The sequence below is a fragment of the Kocuria sabuli genome, assembly GCF_040981185.1.
GTDB classification, from domain to species: domain Bacteria; phylum Actinomycetota; class Actinomycetes; order Actinomycetales; family Micrococcaceae; genus Kocuria; species Kocuria sabuli.
In genome coordinates this window covers 19675-38840 of the sequence record NZ_JAVHZE010000027.1, presented here as the reverse complement: position 1 = coordinate 38840, position 19166 = coordinate 19675, and the positions used below count along the sequence as shown (strand labels likewise).

The window sequence follows — 19166 nt, the reverse complement described above, 5'->3', positions numbered from 1 at the left end:
CTGGACCCGGCGCTGCCCGCGGCCGCGACCCTGCCGGCCGCCTGCGGCACCCTGACCGCCGCCCAGATGGGCGCCATGCCCGAGGGCGGCGCCGACACCGGCGTGACCCAGGAGACCGGCTCCACCACCCAGGCCGCTGCCCTCGGCGGCGGGATCCTGGCGGCCGTCGCCGGCGGCGCCTGGGCCCTGCGCCGGCGTGCTGCCCGGATCTGATCCCACGGGACGGTTCCTGTCATGACGGGATCGACCACCGGTCGCCGCGCAGGCCTGCTGACCTGCGCGGCGACCGCCGTCCTGCTCGCCACCGGCTGCGCCGCCGGATCCGGCGACGGCGCGCCGGCGGCGTCCGGCAGCACGCCTCCGGCGGCCTCGAGCACGGCGCCGGCGACACCCTCGCCCTCCGCCTCGCCCACAGCCTCACCGTCGCCCACGGCCGCGGCATCCTCCCCGACCGCCTCTCCGGAGAGCCGCCCCGCGGTCCTCGACGCGTCGGACCCGGTCTCCCTGACCGTCCCGGCGATCGGGATCCGGTCCGAGCTGCTGCACCTGGGTCTGCGGGAGGACGGGTCCCTGGAGGTCCCGCCCGAAGGACCCGGATCACCGGCGAGCTGGTACACCGCCTCCCCCACGCCGGGCGAGCGCGGTCCGGCCGTGCTGCTGGGCCACGTGAACGCCACGGGCGGCGGCCCGGGGGTCTTCGCCGACCTGCGGCAGCTCACCCCCGGGGACACGGTCGAGATCGCCCGGGAGGACGGGAGCACGGCCGTCTTCGCCGTCGACCGCGCGGAGCAGTACGGCAAGGACGACTTCCCCACCCTGGAGGTCTACGGCAACACGGAGGGCGCCGAGCTGCGGCTGATCACCTGCGACGGCTACGACCCGGCCACCGGCGAGTTCGACGACAACTACGTCGTCTACGCGTCCCTGGTCACCTGAGACGTCCTGCCCGGAGCCGGGCGGAGGGAAGCACCGGCTGTACGAGCACCTCGGTGGCCCAGCACTGCCGGGCCGTCGCCCCGGCAGCGCCCGCGAACGCAGCCCTGGGCCGAGCGGCGCGGCCGGGAGATCGCGGGCACCGAGCGGAGCATCACGCCCTGGTACAACGGATAACGGTTGTGTAGCGTGGACGGTGAGAACATTCCCCGCGTTCTCGCGGAACCGTCCGCGTCCCCTGCGCGGGCGGTCCGACGGCCCCGGCCCGCCTCTCCCGGCGGGCCGGGGCCGTCGTTCGTCCTCAGACGCGGGGGTCGCGGTCCGGGCGGGCTCCGTCCGGTCCCTCGTCCCGGCCCTCGTCCCGGCGCTCGGTCCCGTCCGGGCGCGCGCCCGGGGACCGCTCGCCCTGCGCGGGCCCGCCGGGGGCGCGGTTGCCGCCGAGGTACTCCCGGGCCTTCTGCTGGACCGTGTCCACGTGCCGCTCGTACTTGCGGCCGGTGCGCTTGTCCACGAAGCTGCCCGCCTGGTCCAGCACCTTGTTCACCTTGTCGGGATTGCGCTGGGCGAGCTGCTTGGCCTTCGTCGTGAGCCCCCTGAGGTTCACCATGACGTCTCCTTCCGAGAGCGGTCACCGCCGCGAGTCCGCGGCGGTGCTGTCACGAGTCCATCATGCAGAGCTGTTCCCGGCCTGGCCAGGGCCTGTGGGCCGCCCCGTCCGGCGTGCCCGGCCGGGGCACGCGTCCGCCGCGGACCGGTCCCCGCCCGCACCTGACTGCCCCGTCCATGCCCCGTGCATGCCTCTGCGGGCATGCACGGGCTCCGGCGCGGAACAGAAGGCATGCCGGGGCCGGCGTCAGGTCCGCTCCAGCGGCAGGGCGGGGGCCAGCCGCCGCAGGGACGTGAACGTGGGCACGAGCGCCTCGTACAGCTGCTCGAAGACCGGCTGCAGGGAGGCGTAGACCGCGGCGTCGGCGGGCTCCGGCCGCAGGGTGGACTCCACCCCCACGAGGTCCGAGGCCACGTCGATCGACTCGATGAGGCCCAGCGACTGCATCCCGAGCAGGGCCGCGCCGAACCCGGACCCCTCGTGCCCGGACGCGAAGGAGATGTCCGTGCCCAGGACGTCGGCGAGCATCTGCCGCCACACGGGGCTGCGGGCGAACCCGCCCGTGGCACGGATCTGCTCCACCGACAGGCCCGCCGAGCGCATGGACTGCAGGACCAGTCCGAGCTGCTGGCACACGCCCTCCAGGGCCGCCCGCACGAGGTGCCCGCGGCCGTGGGCGCGGGTCAGCCCCACGTAGGCGCCCTTGGGCAGGGCGCTCCAGTGGGGGGCGCGCTCGCTCAGCAGGTAGGGCAGCATGAGCAGCCCGCCGGAGCCCGCGGGGACGCTGCCGGCCAGCGCGCACAGCTCCTCCTCCGGCTCGTCCCCGAGGTCCGGGGCGAGGGCGTCGCCCGCCCAGCCCAGGACCACGCCGCCGTTGTTGATGGCGCCCCCGACCACCCAGCGCCCCGGGGTGAGGGCGTAGCAGAACACCCGGCCCAGCGGGTCCACCACGGGGCGGTCCACGACGACGCGCAGCGCGCCGCTCGTGCCGATCGAGCAGGCCGCCACTCCGGGCCGGACCGCGCCCAGTCCGAGGTTGGCGAGCGGCCCGTCGCTGGCCCCGACGACGACGGGCGTGCTCGCGGGCAGGCCGGTGGCCCGGGCGCTGTCGTCCGTCAGTCCGGGCAGGACGGCGGTGGTGGGCACGAGCTCGGGCAGCTGCTCGGGCAGGATCCCGGCGTGGGTCAGGGCCTCGTCGTCCCAGGCGAGCTCGTGGATGTTCATCAGCCCCGTGGCCGAGGCGACCGAGTGGTCCACGACGAGCGCGTTGCACAGCCGCAGCAGCACGAACTCCTTGACGCCGGCCCAGAAGGCGATCCGCTCGCACAGCTTCGGCTCCTGCTCGTGGAACCACATGAGCTTGGTCAACGGTGACATGGGGTGCACGGGGGTGCCGGTGCGCCGGTGCAGCGCGAGGCCGCCCACGCTCGCGCGCAGCCGCTCCGCCTGCACGCCGGCCCGGGTGTCGGCCCAGGTGACGAGCGGGGTGAGCGGCTCTCCCTCCGGCGAGAGGCCGAGCAGGCCGTGCATGGCGGAGCTGAAGGACAGCCCCGCCACCCGCTCCGCGCCGACCTGCTCGACCACGGTGCGCACCGTGTCCAGGACGGCGCGGAGGATCAGCCGGGGATCCTGCACGGCGTGGCCGGGGTGGGGCTCCTCGAGGGGGTAGCCCTCCGAGGCGGAGGCGAGCTGCTCGCCGCCCACCGCGAAGGCGACCGTCTTGGTGCTCGTGGTGCCGATGTCGACGCCGAGCACCACGGGACCGACGGGGTCGCCCGCGCCCTGCCCGGACATCAGCGGTCCTCGTCCCGGAAGGACACCAGCACCTTGCCGGAGGCCGAGGAGTCCCGGGCCGCGGCGAAGGCCTCGAGGGCCCGGTCGGCCGGGATCTCGTGGGTGACGACCTCCTCGATCTGCGGGTGGGCGGCGAGGAGCTCGATCGCCTCGTCGATCTCGTCGTCGAAGCGGAACGACCCGCGCAGCTGGAGCTCCTTGGACACGAGCGGGGCCAGGTTCACGGGCCGCGCCTCGTTCGGCACCATCCCCACCTGGACCACGACGGCGCCCCGGCGCGCGGCCGCCAGCGCCGGGCTCACGGCCGCGGGCACCCCGGAGCACTCCAGCACCACGTCGAAGGCCTCCACCGGGAGCTGCTCCGCCCCGATCCGGACCGTGCCGTGCACGCCGAGCCCCCGGGCCCGTTCGAGCGGTCCCTCGAGGACGTCGGTGGCCACGACCTCGGCCGCGCCGCGCGCCAGCGCCGCGGCGGCGGCCAGCAGGCCGATGGGCCCGGACCCGGAGACGAGCACGCGCCGGCCGGCGACGTCCCCTGCCACGGTGAGCCCGTGCAGCGCCACGGCCAGCGGCTCGGCCAGGGCCCCGCGGCGCAGCGGGACGCCCTCCGGCAGCACCCGGACCATGTCCCGGCGCACCAGCAGGTACTCGCTCATCCCGCCCTGGGTGTGCGGGCGGGTCGCGGCGCTGCCGAGGTAGGCCCCGCCGGGCCACAGGTGGCGCCGGTCCTCGATCCCCGGCTGCGGGATGCCGAACGTGGCCGGGTGCACCGTCACCGGGGTGCCCGGCGCGAGCTCCCCGGAGGGGTCGAGGTCCACCGTCCCGGAGACCTCGTGGCCCGGCACGAGCGGCTCCCGCACCACGTACTCGCCGTTGGCGCCCTCGGCCCAGTAGTGCAGGTCGGACCCGCAGACCCCGCCGTAGGCGATCCTGAGCCGGAGCTGCCCCTCGGCGGGTTCCGGGGTGGGCACCTCCTCGACGCGCAGGTCCTGCTTGCCGTGGATCACGATGGCTCTCATGGGTCCTCTTCCTGGTGCTTCCGGAGCGGTGCTTCCGGGGCGGGCGGTGGCGCGGGCCGGGTCAGACGACGGAGGTCATTCCGCCGTCGACCAGGACGTTGTGCCCCGAGACGAAGCTGGAGGCGTCGGAGCACAGGTAGATCAGGGTGCCCACGAGCTCCTCGACCCGCCCCCAGCGCCGGGCGGGGGTGCGGTTGACCACCCAGGAGTTGAACTCCTCGTCCTCGATCAGGGCCTGGTTCATCTCCGTGGCGAAGTAGCCGGGGGAGATCGCGTTGACCTGGATGTTGTACCGGGCGAGGTCGGCGGCCATCCCCTTGGTGAGCATGACCACCCCGCCCTTGGTGGCCGAGTACGGGGCGATGGTCTGCCGGGCCAGCACGGACTGGACCGAGGCGATGTTGACGATCTTGCCGGAGCCCCGCTCCTGCATCCCCGGGACCACGGCCCGGGAGACGTGGAAGGCGCTCGAGAGGTTCGCCGCGACGATGTCCTCCCAGTCCTGGGCCGCGAACTCGGCGAACGGGGCGCGGCGCTGGATCCCGGCGTTGTTCACCAGGATGTCCGGGACGCCGTGCTCGGCCACGACCGCCTCGACCCCCGTCCGCACGGCGTCGGCGTCGGTGAGGTCGAAGGCGGCCGTGGCCGGCGCCGTGCCCGTGCTGCGGGCGATCTCGTCGCGCACCCGGGCGAGGGCCTCGCCGTCGCGCCCGTGCAGGACGACCCGGGCGCCGGCCTCGGCGAGGCCCGTCGCCAGGGTCCGGCCCAGCCCTCGGGAGGACCCGGTGACGAGGGCGAGACGGTCGGTGATGTCGAAGACGTTCTGCATGTCCACCTCAGGCGATGTAGAAGATGACGAGGACGATGGCGAAGCCGACGACGGACTCGAGGGCCTGCTGGACCGTCCACGTCTTCAGCGTGGTCTTCACGTCCATGCCCATGAGCCGGCCCACGAGCCAGAACCCGGAGTCGTTGACGTGGCCGGCGAACACCGAGCCCGCGGCGGTGGCCAGGACGACGGCGGCGACCTGCACCGAGTTGAAGTCGCCGGCGGCCACGGCCGGGGCCATCAGGCCGGCGGCGGTGACGAGGGCGACGGTGGCCGAGCCCTGGGCGAGGCGCAGCACCACGGCGATGAGGTAGGCCGCGAAGATCACGGGCAGGCCGATGCCGTCCAGCGAGGACTCCAGGGCGTCGCCGATGCCGGAGGCGCGCAGGATGCCGCCGAACATGCCGCCGGCACCGGTGATGAGGATGACCGAGGCGACCGGGCCCAGGGAGGAGTCGATGACCTTCTCCAGGGCCGTGCCGTGCTCGCCGCGGCGGGTGCCGAGGACGAACAGGGCCACGAGGACGGAGATCAGCAGGGCGACCGGGGACGCCCCGACCGCGGTGAGGACCGGGAACCAGGGGGCCTCCTCGGAGACCGTGCCGGCCGCGCGCAGGAAGTCCAGGCCGGTGTTCATGAAGATGAGCACGAGGGGCAGGAGCAGCAGGGCGATGATCGTGGAGACCCGGGGCGGGTTGACGGGCTGGTCCTCGTCGACGTCGCCGAAGAGCGCGGGCACGGGCAGGACGTACTTGCTCCCCACGCGCTTGCCCCACAGGTACGCCGAGAGGTACCAGAGCGGGAAGGCCAGCAGCAGGCCGATGAGCAGGACCACGCCGAGGTCGGCGCCGTAGAGCTCGGTCGCGGCCACGGGGCCGGGGTGCGGCGGCACGAACACGTGCATGACCGAGAACGCGCCGGCGGCGGGGATGCCGTAGAGGAGCACGTTGTTGCCGGTCACCCGGCGGGCGACCGCGAAGATGATCGGCAGCATGACCACCAGGCCGGCGTCGAAGAAGATCGGGAAACCCATGATCAGGGAGGCGATGCCGAGCCCGAAGGGCGCCCGCTTCTCGCCGAAGACCTCCACGAGCTTGTCGGCGAGCGCGCGCGCGCCGCCGCTGTGCTCCACGAGCTTGCCCAGCATGGCGCCCAGGCCGATGAGCAGGGCCACCGAGCCGAGGGTGCTGCCGAACGCGCCCACCGCCGTCTCGAGGATCAGCCCCGGTGGGATGCCCGTGGCGAACGCCGTCAGCAGCGCCACGAGGACGAGGGTCAGGAACGCGTGCAGCTTGAACTTGATCACCAGGACCAGGATCAGCGCGATGGCGGCCGCCGCGATCAACAGCAACGGTGTGGTGCCGAGAGTTTGTGTCCAGTCTTCCACTGAGGGTCTCCGTGATCTCGTGCCTGCGGGCAGGCCGTGGGTGCTCGTCGTGATCTACGACACGCGCTAGGCTGGCAGAAAGATCATACTTTTGGCAACAGGGTGTCGTAACGCACGCCACACGAGGACGGGGCCGGGATGCGCAGCGCGAAGCAGCACAGCGGGGTGCTGGACCGGCTCGGGGAGAGCATCGCCTCGGGCGACCGGGCGCCCGGCACGGTCCTGACGCTCGGCGGCCTCGAGGAGGAGTTCGGCGTCTCCCGCACCCTCGTGCGGGAGGTGGTGCGCGTGCTCGAGTCCATGGGGATGCTGGAGTCGAGGCGGCGCGTGGGCGTCACCGTCCGGCCGCACGAGGACTGGAACCAGTTCGACCCCCGGCTCATCCGGTGGCGGCTCGACGGACCCGGGCGGAACGCCCAGCTGCTGAGCCTCACGGAGCTGCGCGCGGCGATCGAGCCCGCGGCGGCCCGGCTGGCCGCCGCGCGGGCGGACGAGGCCGCCCGGCACCGCCTCGTGGAGCTGGCCGCCCGGCTCAAGGAGCTGGGCGAGGCCCGCCGCGGCACGGACCCGGAGTACCTGGCGACCGACATCGCCTACCACGAGCAGCTGCTGGCGGCGAGCGGCAACCCCATGCTCGCCGCCCTGGGCAGCACGATCGCCGAGGTGCTCACCGGCCGCACCGCGCTCGGGCTCATGCCGCGCGAACCGGCGCCCGGAGCGCTCGAGGACCACGAGGCCACGGCCGCCGCCGTCGCCGCCGGGGACGCCGCCACCGCCGAGGCGCGGGCGCGCGCCGTGGTGACGGAGGTGCTGGAGGAGGTCACGGACGTGACAGGAGACACGTCCTGATCTGGTCGAAAGTCTCCTGAGCCGTTCCGGCCCGTTTCCTAGGCTGACAGCATGGCCACACCTGTCGCCGGCTACCTGTCCCTGGTCTCGGGGCCCCGCCGGACTCCCCGCTACGACCACCACCTGGCCTGCCTGCTGATCCTGGTCGCGGGCATGCTCAACTCGGCCGGCTTCGTGGCGGTCGCCGTCTACACCTCCCACATGACGGGCCTGACGGCGACCATGGCCGACCACCTGGTGGACCGCGACGTCGCCCTGCTGTCCCTCGGCGCGGTGGGCCTGAGCGCCTTCGTGCTCGGCGGGATCTGGTGCGCGCTGCTCTTCAACTGGGGGCGGCGGCGCGGCCTCGGCTGCCGGTTCGCCAACGTCCTCGCGTTCGAGGGCGTCCTGATCCTGGCCTTCGGCCTGACGGCGGAGGCCGTCCAGGGCGAGCACCGCGACCTCGTGCGCGTCGCCGTCCTGTGCTTCACCATGGGGATGCAGAACGCACTCATCACCAAGGTCTCCGACGTCCCCGTGCGCACCACGCACGTCACCGGGATGGTCACGGACATCGCGATCGAGCTCGGCAAGATGCTCTACCCCAACCGCACGCCCGGGCCCGACCCGGTGCGGGCCGACCTGCGGAGGCTGCGGGTGCTGAGCGGCCTCGTGGGTCTGTTCTTCCTCGGCGGGGTGGCCGGGACGCTCGGCTACCTGGCCGTGGGCTTCTCGTTCCTGGTGCCCGTGGCCCTGCTGCTGCTGGTGCTCGCCTACCGCCCGGTGGCCCGGGACCTCGCACGCCGCCGGCGGACCCGCGTGTTCCTGTGAGGAGCCGGCCCGCGGATCGGCGGCCCGGTCCGCCCGGGGGTGGCCGGGGGCCCCGTCCGTGACCCAGGATGGAGGAGTCCCTCCGGTGGGCGGCGCCCACCGGAACCGACCGACGAAGGGAACGACCATGGTGGACATGGGAGAATTCGCGGACAAGGCGAAGAACCTGGCGGACCAGCACCCGGACAAGGTGCAGCAGGGCATCGACCGCGGCGGCGACGCCGTCGACGAGCGCACCGGCAACAAGTACGAGAGCCAGGTCGACAAGGGCCAGGACAAGGCCGGGGACTTCCTCGGCAGCGGTGAGCAGGACCAGAAGGACCAGCAGCAGAACTGATCCGCAGCTGCCGCGCAGCCCCCGCCCGCCCCGAGGCGCGCGGGGGCTGAGTCGTGGCGGGGCTCTCCCCCGCGCGGTGGCCGGTGACCTGCCCGTGCCCGGTCGCCCACGACCTCGGCCCGGGGTGCGCCGGGTCAGGCCAGGGCGGCGGCCAGGTAGGGCGCCGTGCGGCTGTCCGGGCACCCGGCGACCTCCGCGGGCGTGCCGGAGCAGACGATCCGCCCCCCGGCCTCGCCCCCGGACGGGCCCATGTCGATCACCCGGTCGGCCCGGGCCACCACGTCCATGGTGTGCTCCACCACCACCACGGTGTTGCCGGCGTCCACGAGCCGCTCCAGCTGGCGCAGCAGCAGCCGGACGTCCTGGGGGTGCAGCCCGGTGGTGGGCTCGTCCAGGAGGTAGAGGGTGTGCCCGCGACGGGCCCGCTGCAGCTCCGTGGCCAGCTTGATCCGCTGGGCCTCGCCGCCGGAGAGCTCGGTGGCCGGCTGGCCCAGCCGCAGGTACCCGAGGCCCACGTCGAGCAGGGCGCGCAGGCTGCGCGCGGCGGCCGGGACGTCCGCGAGGAACTCCGCGGCCGTCTCCACCCGCATGCCGAGCACGTCGGCGATGCTTCGGCCGCGGTGGGTGACCTCCAGCGTCTCGGGGTTGTAGCGCGCGCCGTGGCAGTCGGGACAGGGCCCGTAGGTGCCGGGCAGGAACAGCAGCTCCACGGCGAGGAAGCCCTCGCCCTGGCAGGTCTCGCACCGGCCGCCGGCCACGTTGAAGGAGAACCGCCCGGCCCCGTAGCCGCGGGCCCGGGCCTCGTCGGTGGCGGCGTAGAGCTTGCGCACGGCGTCGAACAGCCCGGTGTAGGTGGCGAGGTTGGAGCGCGGGGTCCGGCCGATGGGCCGCTGGTCCACGCGGATCAGCCGGTCCAGGTGCTCCAGGCCCTCGGCCGCCTCCACCCGCGCCCCGGGGGCGGGCGCGGCGTCCTCGTCGTCGTCCGCGGGCGCCGCCCCGTCGTGCAGGTGCCGGCCCACGATCTCGGCCAGCACCTGGCTGACCAGGGTGGACTTGCCGGAGCCCGAGACCCCGGTGACGGCGGTGAGCACGCCCAGGGGGATCTCGGCGTCCAGGTCCACCAGGTTGTGCCGGCTCACACCCCGCAGCCGCAGCCACTGCTCGGGCCGGCGGAGGGCGGACGGCTCCGCGGCGGGCTCCCGGTCGGGGAACAGGAACGGGCGCGTGGCGGACTCCTCGATCTCCGCCAGCCCCGGCACGGGACCGCTGTAGAGCACCGAGCCGCCCCGGTCCCCGGCCTGCGGGCCCACGTCCACGACCCAGTCGGCCCGGCGCACCACCGCCATGTCGTGCTCCACCACGAACACCGAGTTGCCGGAGGCCTTCAGCTCCTCCAGCACGGCCAGCAGCGGCTCGGCGTCGGCCGGGTGCAGGCCCGCCGAGGGCTCGTCGAGCACGTAGACCACCCCGAACAGCCCCGACCTCAGCTGGGTGGCGATCCGCAGCCGCTGCATCTCCCCCGGCGAGAGCGTGGGCGTGGCCCGGTCCAGGCTCAGGTACCCCAGCCCCAGGTCGAGGAGTGCCTGCAGCCGGGCGAGCAGGTCCTTGGCGATGGTCACCGCGGCCTCGCTGCGCTCCCCCGAGGACACGGCCCGGGAGGCGGTGCCGGCGTGCTCCAGGGCGGCCGTGGGCCGGACCACCTCGGCCAGCTCGCCCAGGGACGCCCCGTTGAGCTCGGCGATGCTCCGGCCCGCGAAGGTCACGGCGAGCGCCTCGGGGCGCAGGCCCGCACCCCCGCACGCGGAGCACGGGCCGGTGACCACGAACTGCAGGACGCGCTCGCGCATCTGCTGGCTCGCTGAGTCCGCGAGGGTGTGCAGGACGTAGCTCCGGGCGCTCCAGAACCGGCCCTTGTACGGCTTCGCCACCCGGTCGCGCTGCGGGGTCACCTCCACCACGGGCTGCTCCTCGGTGAACAGGATCCAGTCGCGGTCCTCCCGCGGCAGGTCCCGCCACGGGACGTCGACGTCGTGGCCCAGGTGGCTCAGGATGTCGCGCAGGTTCTTGCCCTGCCACGCGCCCGGCCAGGCCGCGATGGCCCCGTCCCGGATGCTGAGCGCCGGGTCCGGGACCAGGGAGGACTCGGTGACGTCGTGCACGGTGCCCAGACCGGAGCACTCGGGGCACGCGCCGGCGGCGGTGTTGGGCGAGAAGGCGTCCGAGTCCAGGCTGCCCTCGGCGTCCGCGGGATAGGTGCCCGCCCGGGAGAAGAGCATGCGCACCGAGTTGGACAGCGTGGTGAGCGTGCCCACCGTGGAGCGGGAGCTGGGGGTGCCGCGCCGCTGCTGGAGGGCCACGGCGGGCGGCAGCCCGGTGATCTCCTCCACGGCCGGGTTGTGCCCCTGCTGGATCAGGCGCCGGGCGTAGGGCGCGACGGACTCGAGGTAGCGCCGTTGGGCCTCGGCGTAGACGGTGCCGAAGGCCAGGGAGGACTTCCCGGAGCCGGAGACGCCGGTGAAGGCGACGATCGCGTCGCGGGGGATGTCCACGTCGACGTGGCGCAGGTTGTGCTCGGAGGCTCCCCGGACCCGGACCATGCCGGAGGGGACGGGGGCGGTGGCCGGGGCGGGATCGGGTCGGGTGCTCACCGGGTCCACCCTAGCGACCGCAGGGGTCGCGGACGGCCTCAGCCGCTCCGGTGCCGTTCCCGGCCGATCGACCACGCGCTCTGCGCGGGGGCCGGGTCGACCACCCAGGCGGACCACTCGTCCAGGCCGGTGAACCAGCGGGCCCCGTCCCGTCCGGCGACCACGAGCCCCGTCGCGAGCACCCCGGCCAGGCGCGCGTCCGGGCCGACGACGGACGCCGAGCGGGCCCCCGCCGCGGGCCGGCCCGTGCGGGGGTCGACGATGTGCGCGGGCCGCTCGTAGGTTCCGGAGGTGGAGACCGCGCCGTCACCGGGCAGGACGGTCCAGGTGACCGCGCCGGGGTCCTCCGGGTGGCGGATCCCGACCGTCCAGGGCTCCCCCGGCGCCGCGGACCCCCGGGTGACCACGTCCCCGCCGGCGTCCACGCAGACGTTGGCGCACCCCGCCCGGACCAGGTCGTCCGCGAGCCGCTCCACGGCCCAGGCCTTGACGTAGCCGGAGGGGTCGAAGCCGCCGCGCACGGCCCAGGGGTCGAAGCAGCCGTCGGTCAGCCGCCGGCCCTCCCGGCAGCGCTGGAGCACGTCGAGCAGGGCCGCCTGGGCGGGGTCCCACCGGGTGAGCCGGCGCTCGTCGAGCAGGCCCGTCCGGAGCGCGGTCACCAGGGAGTCGGGGCGGTAGGTGGAGAAGACGGCGTCCACCCACCGCATGTTGGCCACGGCCACGTCCAGCGCGTGCTGGACGGCCCGCTCCGGCGGCAGGTCCTCCTCCCCGGCGCGGGCGTCGACGGTCACCGCGGTGCCCCAGATCATCTCCCGGTGGCGGTGCCGGCGGCCCTTCGGACGGCGCAGCTCGACGGCGGGCGCGCTCACAGCCCGGCCCGGTCCAGGAGGTCCCGGAAGGCGGAGCGGGGGCCCTTGACGGCGGGGTCGGCCCCGCTCACGACGTCGACCCGTGCCGGCTGCCCCGTGAGGGTCTCCTCGTGGACGGCAGGGGCGGCACGGTCGTCGGGCCACAGCGGGGGGCGTGGGGCACAAGAGGTGAGGTCGATGCGGTCGACTATAGATTTCGGCCGGGTCCGCGGTCACTGGACCTTTGGACAGAGTTGCAGGCCGGACCGTGCGGGGAGCGGCTCCGCTCCCCGCCCGCGCAGGAGGCGGAGCCGCTCCGCGTCCGTCCTACGCGCCCTGGTTCGGGTCCTCGTCGCTGATCTCGATGACCTGCAGCGGCAGCTGCGTGCCGGGGCCGCAGTACGGCTGCTCCGCCGGGCACTCCTGGAGGTATCCCGAGACCACGGCCGGCCCCTCGTCGAACGCCATGTTGTACGCCACGGCCTCGTAGGGCAGTGTGACCTCCCCGCCCTCGCAGAGCCACTGCTTCGAGTAGTTGCCGTTGGCGATCCGCCCCTCGGACACCCGCTGGGTGATGGTGAGGCCGACGAAGACGCTGGTCCCCTCGGTGCAGGACACGGTGAAGGTGCCCTTGACGGCCGCCCCCTCGGCGAGCCGCGTCGCGCCGCTGATGTCGTAGAGCTCCGTGGCCGCGTACGCCGGCGCGGCGGCGAGGCCCAGACCCGCCGCGAGGACGGCGGTGGTGACTGCTGTGCTGATTCTTCTCATGGTCCTGTCCCATCCGGTGGAGAAGCGAGGCGCGCTTCGAAACTGGTGCCGGCCAGCGGGACGTTCCCCCGAACGTCTCCCGGCCTTCGTGTCAGGTGCGACGCGACCAACGTAAGCCCACGTCAGAGGAGTCCGCCGAAGATGACGGACACGATACGGACACGATCAGGGAGCGGGTTCCGGGCTCCGTCCGGACCCGCGGAGGGGGTGTCCTGGAGGGCCGGGACACCCGCCGGGAGCTGCTCAGAAGGCGTCGCCGACGGGGACCGGACGGCCCTGCCGGTCGAGGTAGTAGGCCCCGGCGTCGCCGATGCGGTCGACGAGCGTGTCCCTGAACACCCGGCCGGCCCGGGCGTCGTAGTGGGTCCCGGTGTGCCCGGCGGACCGATGGCAGCGCAGGGTGTCGGAGGCGTCCTCGAGTCGGCACGTCGTCCCGCCCCTCGCCGGGGTTCCGGCCGCCGGCGAGGTGTCGGCACCGGGCGCGGTGTCCCGCGCGAGCGCGGCGACGGCCACGAGCAGCAGGACCGTCACGGTGGCCAGCGATGCGACCGGCACGGCGCGGGCGGCCAGGACGAGGGCCAGCCCGAGGAGCAGGAGCAGTGCGGGCACGGGGCTCCGCTCGGCCGTGCGGTCGGCGGAGCGTCGGTGCCCGCCCCCCGCAGGGGCGGCAGAGGCCGCGGCCCCGGGCAGCCGGGGGACCTCGGGGACGAGCGGAGTGGTCACGGCGGTCCTTTCGCATCCGGTCCGTCCGCGGAGCACGACCCTCGGGACGAGCGGCGCGGCAGTGGCGAGCAGCACCGGCGGGCGAGTCCGACCGGAGTCCCCCGATCGCCTCTGCCGGAGCTGGCCTCATCCTGGACCGCGGGGCGGCGCGCCGGAAGGATGTGATCGTCCGTGACGCGGCGGGGACGGCGCCGGGCTGCGTGCTCCCGTCGCCCTCCCGGGGCCGGATCGACCTCCGGACCCGCCGTGACCTGCGGCGCGGCCGTCCTCCCGCGCGCTCCGGAGCGCGGGAGGAACGCATCGCCGGGGCCTGCCCCCTCTTGTGGGGCTGGTGCGGACCGGCGCCCGGGCCCGGTCCTGCCGTTCGCGTTCCGCGGACGACCGGACGGGGCGACCGGACCGGGGCACCCGGACCGGGGCGGTCAGCTCGCGCCCTGCCCCTCCTCCTCGCCCCCGTCCTCGTAGGGCAGCTCGCCCTCCGTGGCGCTCTCCTCCTCCTGGCTGGCCTCCGGCTCGGCGACCTCCTCCGCCTCTTCCTCCTCACCACCGGCCGGCGCCTCCTGCTCGACGCCCTCCTCGCCGCCCGGCTCCGTGTTGTCGCACCCGGCGACGCCCAGGGCCGCGAAGGGCAGGGTCGCGATCACCAGCACCTTCCGCCACCAGTTCGGGTCCGCTGCTGCGGCCATGGCTCCTCCTCCGTGAGTTGTCGACGGACCTCAACAGTAAGCCCGCTTCCGAACGGCGACAAGGGCCGACAGGGCCGAGGTGGTCACGCCGCCGCGGGCGGCACCGCGAGGACGCGGCCGCTCCAGCGCCGCCGGATCCACCGGTCGTGGGTGGCGAGCACGACGGTGCCGGGGAAGTCCTCCAGTGCCCGTTCGAGCTCCTCGGCCAGGGCCAGCGACAGGTGGTTGGTGGGCTCGTCCAGGAGCAGCAGCGGCGCGGGTTCGGCGACCAGTGCCGCGAGCGCCACCCGGCGGCGCTGCCCGGGGGACAGCTCCCCGAGGGGCCGGGCGGCGTCCTCGTCGCGCAGCAGCCCGAGGTCCCGGAGCGTCGGGGCCCGGTCCGCGTCCCGCAGCCGGGCGCGGTAGGCCGCCCGGGCAGGCACGGAGAGGTCCGGCCAGTCGTCGTCCTGGGCCAGGCGCCCGGCGACGACGCGGCCCCGGCGCTCCACGGCGCCCGTGTCGGGACGCAGCTCCCCCGCCAGCACGGAGAGCAGCGTGGACTTCCCCGTGCCGTTCGGGCCCTGGACCAGCAGCCGGTCACCGGCGTGGAGCACCAGGTCGGTCGGCGCCAGCCGCCCCTCGACGCCCGCTCCGGTCAGCCGCACCAGGACCCCGTCGCCGTCGGCCGGGAGCCCGTCGTCGGACGGAGCACCGGTGACCCCGCCGAAGCCGGCGAAGCCCAGGGGCGCAGGCGGCGCGCCCACGGCGGTCCGCTCGAGCGCGCCGAGCCGCTGGCGGGCCGACCGGACCCGGCCGCCGATGGTCTTGGCGGCGCGGTCGCTGTAGAACTTCCGGGTGATGCGGCCCTCGGACTTCGGGGCCGTGGTGTGGAAGATCTCCCGGCCGGAGACGTCGGCGACCTCCTGCAGCCGCCGCCGCTCCTCCGCCTGGGCGGCGAAGCGCTCGGCCCAGCGGCGGCGGGCGTCCTCGCGCCGGTCGAGGTAGGCGGAGTAGCCGCCGGTGGACACGGTGCCCTGCCGGGCCGGGCCGCCGGCGGACTCGTCGGGGCCCAGCGCCGGATCGAGGTCGACCAGGCCGGTGGCCGCGGCGTCCAGGAACCAGCGGTCGTGGCTGGCCATGAGCACCGGGCCCCGCCAGCCGGCCAGCTCGGCGGCCAGGAAGTCCACGGCGTCGTCGTCGAGGTGGTTGGTGGGCTCGTCGAGCAGCAGCGCCGCGGGCCGGGACAGCAGCAGCGCGGCGAGGGCCAGCCGTCGCCGCTGTCCGCCGGAGATCTCCCCGACCGCCCGGTCCCGCGGCAGCCCGCCGAGCCCCAGCCCGCCGAGGACCGCCTCGATGCGGGCGTCGAGGGCCCAGAGGCCGTGCCGCTCGGCGTCCTGCAGGACGGTGTCGTAGGCGTCCGCCGCCGCGGGGTCCTCGGGGGACTCGGCGAGGCCGGCGGCGAGCGCGGCCAGCCGGTCCTCCAGGGCGCGGACGTCGGCGACGGCGTCCTCGACGACCCGTCCCACCGTGGCGCGAGCCGGCAGCCCGAGCTGCTGGTGGAGCAGCCCGGTGCGCTCCGGGCGGTGGACGGTGCCGGTGGACGGCGTCAGGAGCCCGGCGGCCAGGTGCAGCAGGGTGGTCTTGCCGGCGCCGTTCTCGCCGATCAGGCCGATGCGCTCACCGGCCGGGACGGTGAGCGAGACGTCGGTGAGGACGCGGCGGCCCGGAAAGCCGAAGCCGACGCCGTCCAGGCGCAGGTGGAGGGGGCAGGGCGGGGCGGAGGTCATCGGAGTCCTGTCGATGCGGGGACGGGGTCCGCCGGGCCGGTGCGGCACCGGATGCGCGGAGCCCCCCGGGCTCGGATCGACGGTGCCGGCCGCGGACGCGGGCCGGGGCATCAGGACAGGAACATGCGGCCCAAGCTACGCCGGAGGCCGCCGCGCGGCAAGAGCCCGGGCGACGACGGTGCCGGGTGGGCTGGGGCCGTTCCCGGGGACCGAGCGCGAGGACGGGCCCCGGGACGTCGCCGTCCGCGCCGGAACCGGCCGTGGGCCGGGTCCCCAGGCCCACGCCACGGCTCCAGGATGCCGCACCCGCCGGTGCTACGCTTCCCCGACAGCCGGCAGGACGGGGAGGTGGCACCGTGCGGACGTTCGGCGTGGAGGAGGAGCTGCTGCTCGTCGACGCGACGACGCTGGAGCCGCTGCCGGCCGGGGAGCAGGCCGTGGCACAGGCCGGGAGTCTGCGCGAGCACCCCGCGCCCACCGGGCACCGGCTGACCACGGAGCTGCAGCAGGAGCAGATCGAGGTCGACTGCCCGCCGCAGACCACGCTGGCCGGGCAGCTGGCCGCGATCCGGACCGGGCGCGCGCTGGCCGACGCGGTCGCCGTGCGGGTGGGCGGGCGCGTCGTGGCCCTGCCCACCGCGCCGGGCCACGTGGCCCCGCACATCGCCCACCAGCGCCGGGCCCAGCTGGTCGGGCGGCGCTTCGGGCTGACCGCCCGCGAGCAGCTCACGTGCGGCTTCCACGTCCACGTCGCCGTCGGCTCCCGGTACGAGGGGGTGGCCGTGCTGGACCGGATCCGGGTCTGGCTGCCCGTGCTGCTGGCGCTGAGCGCGAACTCCCCCTACTGGAACGGCGCGGACTCCGGCTACGCGAGCTACCGGTACCAGGTCTGGAGCCGGTGGCCCACCGCCGGCCCGCCCGACCTCTTCGGCTCCGCGGCCGCGTACGACCGCCACCGGGAGGACCTGCTGGACTCCGGGGTGCCGCTGGACGAGGGCATGCTCTACTTCGACGCCCGCCTGTCCGAGCACCAGCCCACCCTGGAGGTGCGCGTGGCCGACGTGTGCCTGGAGGCCGAGCACGCCGCCGTGCTCGCGGCCCTCGTCCGCGCCCTGGTGGAGCAGTCCGCCCGGGACTGGCGGGCCGGGGTCCCCGCCCCGGCGGTGCGCGCCTCGGTGCTGCGGGCCTGGACGTGGCAGGCCAGCCGCACCGGGTCCGAGGGCAGGCTGGTCAGCCCGGTGACCCGGGTGCTGGGCCCGGCCGCGGACGTGGTCGCCGAGCTGCTGGGCGCCGTGCACCCCGTGCTCGCCGAGCACGGGGAGGCCGAGCAGGTGGAGTCGGTGGTCGCGGCCGTCCTGCGGCACGGCTCCGGGGCCCGGCGGCAGCGCGAGGCCCACCGCTCCGGGGGCGGGCTCCGCGGGGTCGTGCGCCTGGCTGTGGACGCCTCCCACGGCACGCCGCCGGAGGCGTGACGCCGGGGGGCGCGGCGCCGTGCGGTCAGCCCGGGGCGTCCGCCAGCCGGCCGGCCAGGGACGGCAGGTCGGCGGCCACGAGGTCCGGCTGCGCGAAGTAGCCGGGGTACTGGGCTCCCGTGCGGTTGAGCCACGCCGTCCGCAACCCCGCCTCGTGCGCCCCGTGGATGTCCCACGGGTGCACGGCCACCAGCAGCATCTGCGCGGCCGGACGCCCGCACTCCGCCGCGGCGTAGGCGTAGGCGGACCGGGCCGGCTTCCAGGCCGGGGCGTCGTCGACGCTGAGCAGGGCATGGAAGCGCTCGCGGACCCCGGCGCCGCTGAGCAGCTTCTCGGCCACGCTCGCCGAGCCGTTGCTCAGCGTGACGAGCTCGGCGAGCGGGCTCAGCGCCTCGATCCCGGGCACGACGTCGGGGTGGACGTCGAGGCTCTTGAGGGTGGACATGATGGAGCCTGCCGCGGCCTCGTCGACCCCGTCGCCGCTCTCCGCGAGCAGGCGCTCGAGGCTGTCCTGGGCGATCTCCGCGAAGGCCGCGTTGCCGCCGGCGGCCGTGACGGCGAACCCGTCACGGAGGATGCCGGCGAACCAGATCCGGGCCAGGTGGGCCGGGGCGCCCGCCGCGGCGAACGCCTCTGCCAGCGGTGCCATGTCGGACAGGGTTTCGTTGACGTCGAAGACGATCGTCCGGGGACTGCTCACCACGTTCTCACCTCACGGTTGTCGCTGCTGCGCGCGGGCGCCGGCGCGTGCCCCGGCGTGCTGACGAGCCTACGGCCCCCCGGCCGGCAGCCCAACCACCGGCCCGGATGCGGACGTCGTCACGGCCCCGGAGCGAGCGGACGGGTCGCGACCTCAGGGCGGGCACCGGCTCCAGGGTGTGCTCGGGGTCCGCGCTCGTCCGCCCCGCCGGCGGGTGGGCCCTCACGGGCGGGCGCTGAGCACCTTGGCGTAGGGCGAGGAGCCGTCGCGGTCATACCCGTGGTGGTGCCAGAACTCGTGCAGGTCGTCGTGGCGCAGGGACGGGACGACGATCTCGAGGGTGTGGGCGCTCATCCGCCGTGCCAGGTCCTCGCACCGGGCCAGCAGGCGGGTCCCGATCCGCCCGGCCCGGTGCTCCTCGTCCACGGCCAGGGCCGTGAGGCCGGCCCGCAGCGCGCCGCCGGACGGCTGCCGGGGGGACAGGTGGACGTGCGCGGCACCGACCGGGACGTCCTGCAGAGTGGCCACCACATGGGCCTCGGCCGAGGGCTCGGCCCGGAGCCGGAGGCGGATCCACTCCGGGTTGAGGCAGTAGCCGACCTGGTCGGCCAGGTCCATGAGCAGGAACATGTCGGAGACCCGGGCCGGGCGCAGGACGACCGGCTCCGCCCAGTCCGCGCCGGAAGGCTGGATGATGGCCACGGTGCTCTCCTCGCTCGTCGCACGGAGCCCCGGGACGTCTGCGGCCCCGGACCACCCGGGCAGCAGGACATCGGGTGCTCACGGTCCGCAATGCGCGTCCCGGGTCGAAAAGCGCGATCTCTCTTGACAAGACTAGGTCGAAGAGCGCTTCGTGACCAGAGGGCGGAGCTTTCCGCAGAAGACATGACCCGCGCGACGCGCGAGCCGGTGGTGGCTAGACTGGGCGGTGCACCGGTGCGACCGGACCCGGGCTGCGAGAAGCAGCAAGGGATCTGTGTCCGCCGGTAG

Annotated in this window: 19 protein-coding genes; 6 read left to right on the top strand and 13 right to left on the bottom strand. The window is 75.2% G+C overall.

Going from position 1 to position 19166, the window contains the following annotated elements:
- Together RE027_RS17115 and RE027_RS17110 are read left to right on the top strand one after the other, a co-directional pair.
- The coding region (locus tag RE027_RS17115) for an LPXTG cell wall anchor domain-containing protein (protein ID WP_368809503.1) at positions 1 to 213 on the top strand (213 nt) is incomplete at its 5' end.
- A gap of 21 nt (positions 214 to 234) precedes the next feature.
- Positions 235 to 936 (top strand): class F sortase, encoded by a 702-nt coding sequence (locus tag RE027_RS17110; protein ID WP_368809502.1) that lies wholly within the window; start codon positions 235 to 237, stop codon positions 934 to 936.
- A 298-nt stretch (positions 937 to 1234) separates the two neighbouring features.
- On the opposite strand, the gene RE027_RS17105 is transcribed toward RE027_RS17110, so the two are convergent.
- From RE027_RS17105 to RE027_RS17085, 5 genes are all read right to left on the bottom strand, one after another.
- Positions 1235 to 1540 (bottom strand): antitoxin, encoded by a 306-nt coding sequence (locus tag RE027_RS17105; protein ID WP_368809501.1) that lies wholly within the window; start codon positions 1538 to 1540, stop codon positions 1235 to 1237.
- Between the two features lie 246 nt (positions 1541 to 1786).
- Positions 1787 to 3334 (bottom strand): gluconokinase, encoded by a 1548-nt coding sequence (locus RE027_RS17100; RefSeq protein WP_368809500.1) that lies wholly within the window; start codon positions 3332 to 3334, stop codon positions 1787 to 1789.
- On the bottom strand, positions 3334 to 4353 hold the full coding sequence (locus tag RE027_RS17095; protein ID WP_368809499.1) for an L-idonate 5-dehydrogenase: 1020 nt from the start codon (positions 4351 to 4353) through the stop codon (positions 3334 to 3336). Before RE027_RS17095 ends, RE027_RS17100 begins: the two co-directional genes overlap by 1 nt.
- Positions 4354 to 4414: 61 nt before the next feature.
- The gene (locus RE027_RS17090) at positions 4415 to 5182 is read right to left on the bottom strand and encodes a glucose 1-dehydrogenase (RefSeq protein ID WP_368809498.1); all 768 of its coding nucleotides are present in this window, start codon (positions 5180 to 5182) and stop codon (positions 4415 to 4417) included.
- A 7-nt stretch (positions 5183 to 5189) separates the two neighbouring features.
- Positions 5190 to 6569 (bottom strand): GntP family permease, encoded by a 1380-nt coding sequence (locus RE027_RS17085; RefSeq protein WP_368809497.1) that lies wholly within the window; start codon positions 6567 to 6569, stop codon positions 5190 to 5192.
- A 138-nt stretch (positions 6570 to 6707) separates the two neighbouring features.
- Here RE027_RS17085 and RE027_RS17080 point away from each other — a divergent pair, with 138 nt between their 5' ends.
- The 3 genes from RE027_RS17080 (at position 6708) to RE027_RS17070 (ending at position 8565) form a co-directional block, all read left to right on the top strand.
- Positions 6708 to 7418, top strand: a complete 711-nt coding sequence (locus RE027_RS17080; protein WP_368809496.1) for a FadR/GntR family transcriptional regulator — start codon at positions 6708 to 6710, stop codon at positions 7416 to 7418.
- 51 nt (positions 7419 to 7469) lie between these two features.
- Positions 7470 to 8228, top strand: a complete 759-nt coding sequence (locus tag RE027_RS17075) for a YoaK family protein (protein ID WP_368809495.1) — start codon at positions 7470 to 7472, stop codon at positions 8226 to 8228.
- Between the two features lie 136 nt (positions 8229 to 8364).
- The gene (locus RE027_RS17070; protein WP_368809493.1) at positions 8365 to 8565 is read left to right on the top strand and encodes an antitoxin; all 201 of its coding nucleotides are present in this window, start codon (positions 8365 to 8367) and stop codon (positions 8563 to 8565) included.
- 134 nt (positions 8566 to 8699) lie between these two features.
- On the opposite strand, the gene uvrA is transcribed toward RE027_RS17070, so the two are convergent.
- The 6 genes from uvrA to RE027_RS17040 form a co-directional block, all read right to left on the bottom strand.
- Positions 8700 to 11162: an excinuclease ABC subunit UvrA gene (gene uvrA / locus RE027_RS17065; protein WP_368809504.1), complete on the bottom strand. Its 2463-nt coding sequence runs from the start codon at positions 11160 to 11162 to the stop codon at positions 8700 to 8702.
- Between the two features lie 89 nt (positions 11163 to 11251).
- Positions 11252 to 12082 carry an FAD:protein FMN transferase gene (locus RE027_RS17060; protein ID WP_368809492.1) on the bottom strand — a complete coding sequence of 277 codons (831 nt, stop codon included), beginning with the start codon at positions 12080 to 12082 and terminating at the stop codon, positions 11252 to 11254.
- Between the two features lie 306 nt (positions 12083 to 12388).
- Complete coding sequence (locus RE027_RS17055; protein WP_368809491.1) at positions 12389 to 12829, bottom strand: hypothetical protein; 441 nt, start codon at positions 12827 to 12829, stop codon at positions 12389 to 12391.
- 243 nt (positions 12830 to 13072) lie between these two features.
- A complete protein-coding gene (locus RE027_RS17050; protein WP_368809490.1) occupies positions 13073 to 13552 on the bottom strand; it encodes a hypothetical protein in 480 nt (159 codons plus the stop codon).
- Positions 13553 to 13974: 422 nt separating this feature from the next.
- Complete coding sequence (locus RE027_RS17045) at positions 13975 to 14238, bottom strand: hypothetical protein (RefSeq protein ID WP_368809489.1); 264 nt, start codon at positions 14236 to 14238, stop codon at positions 13975 to 13977.
- Positions 14239 to 14321: 83 nt separating this feature from the next.
- Entirely contained in the window at positions 14322 to 16004 is a 1683-nt protein-coding gene (locus RE027_RS17040; RefSeq protein ID WP_368809488.1) for an ABC-F family ATP-binding cassette domain-containing protein, read from the bottom strand.
- A gap of 356 nt (positions 16005 to 16360) precedes the next feature.
- Here RE027_RS17040 and RE027_RS17035 point away from each other — a divergent pair, with 356 nt between their 5' ends.
- Positions 16361 to 17476: a glutamate--cysteine ligase gene (locus RE027_RS17035; RefSeq protein WP_368809487.1), complete on the top strand. Its 1116-nt coding sequence runs from the start codon at positions 16361 to 16363 to the stop codon at positions 17474 to 17476.
- Positions 17477 to 17501: 25 nt separating this feature from the next.
- On the opposite strand, the gene RE027_RS17030 is transcribed toward RE027_RS17035, so the two are convergent.
- Together RE027_RS17030 and RE027_RS17025 are read right to left on the bottom strand one after the other, a co-directional pair.
- Positions 17502 to 18176, bottom strand: a complete 675-nt coding sequence (locus RE027_RS17030; RefSeq protein ID WP_368809486.1) for a haloacid dehalogenase type II — start codon at positions 18174 to 18176, stop codon at positions 17502 to 17504.
- Positions 18177 to 18398: 222 nt separating this feature from the next.
- Positions 18399 to 18878 (bottom strand): GNAT family N-acetyltransferase, encoded by a 480-nt coding sequence (locus tag RE027_RS17025; protein WP_368809485.1) that lies wholly within the window; start codon positions 18876 to 18878, stop codon positions 18399 to 18401.
- Between the last annotated feature and the right edge of the window lie 288 nt (positions 18879 to 19166).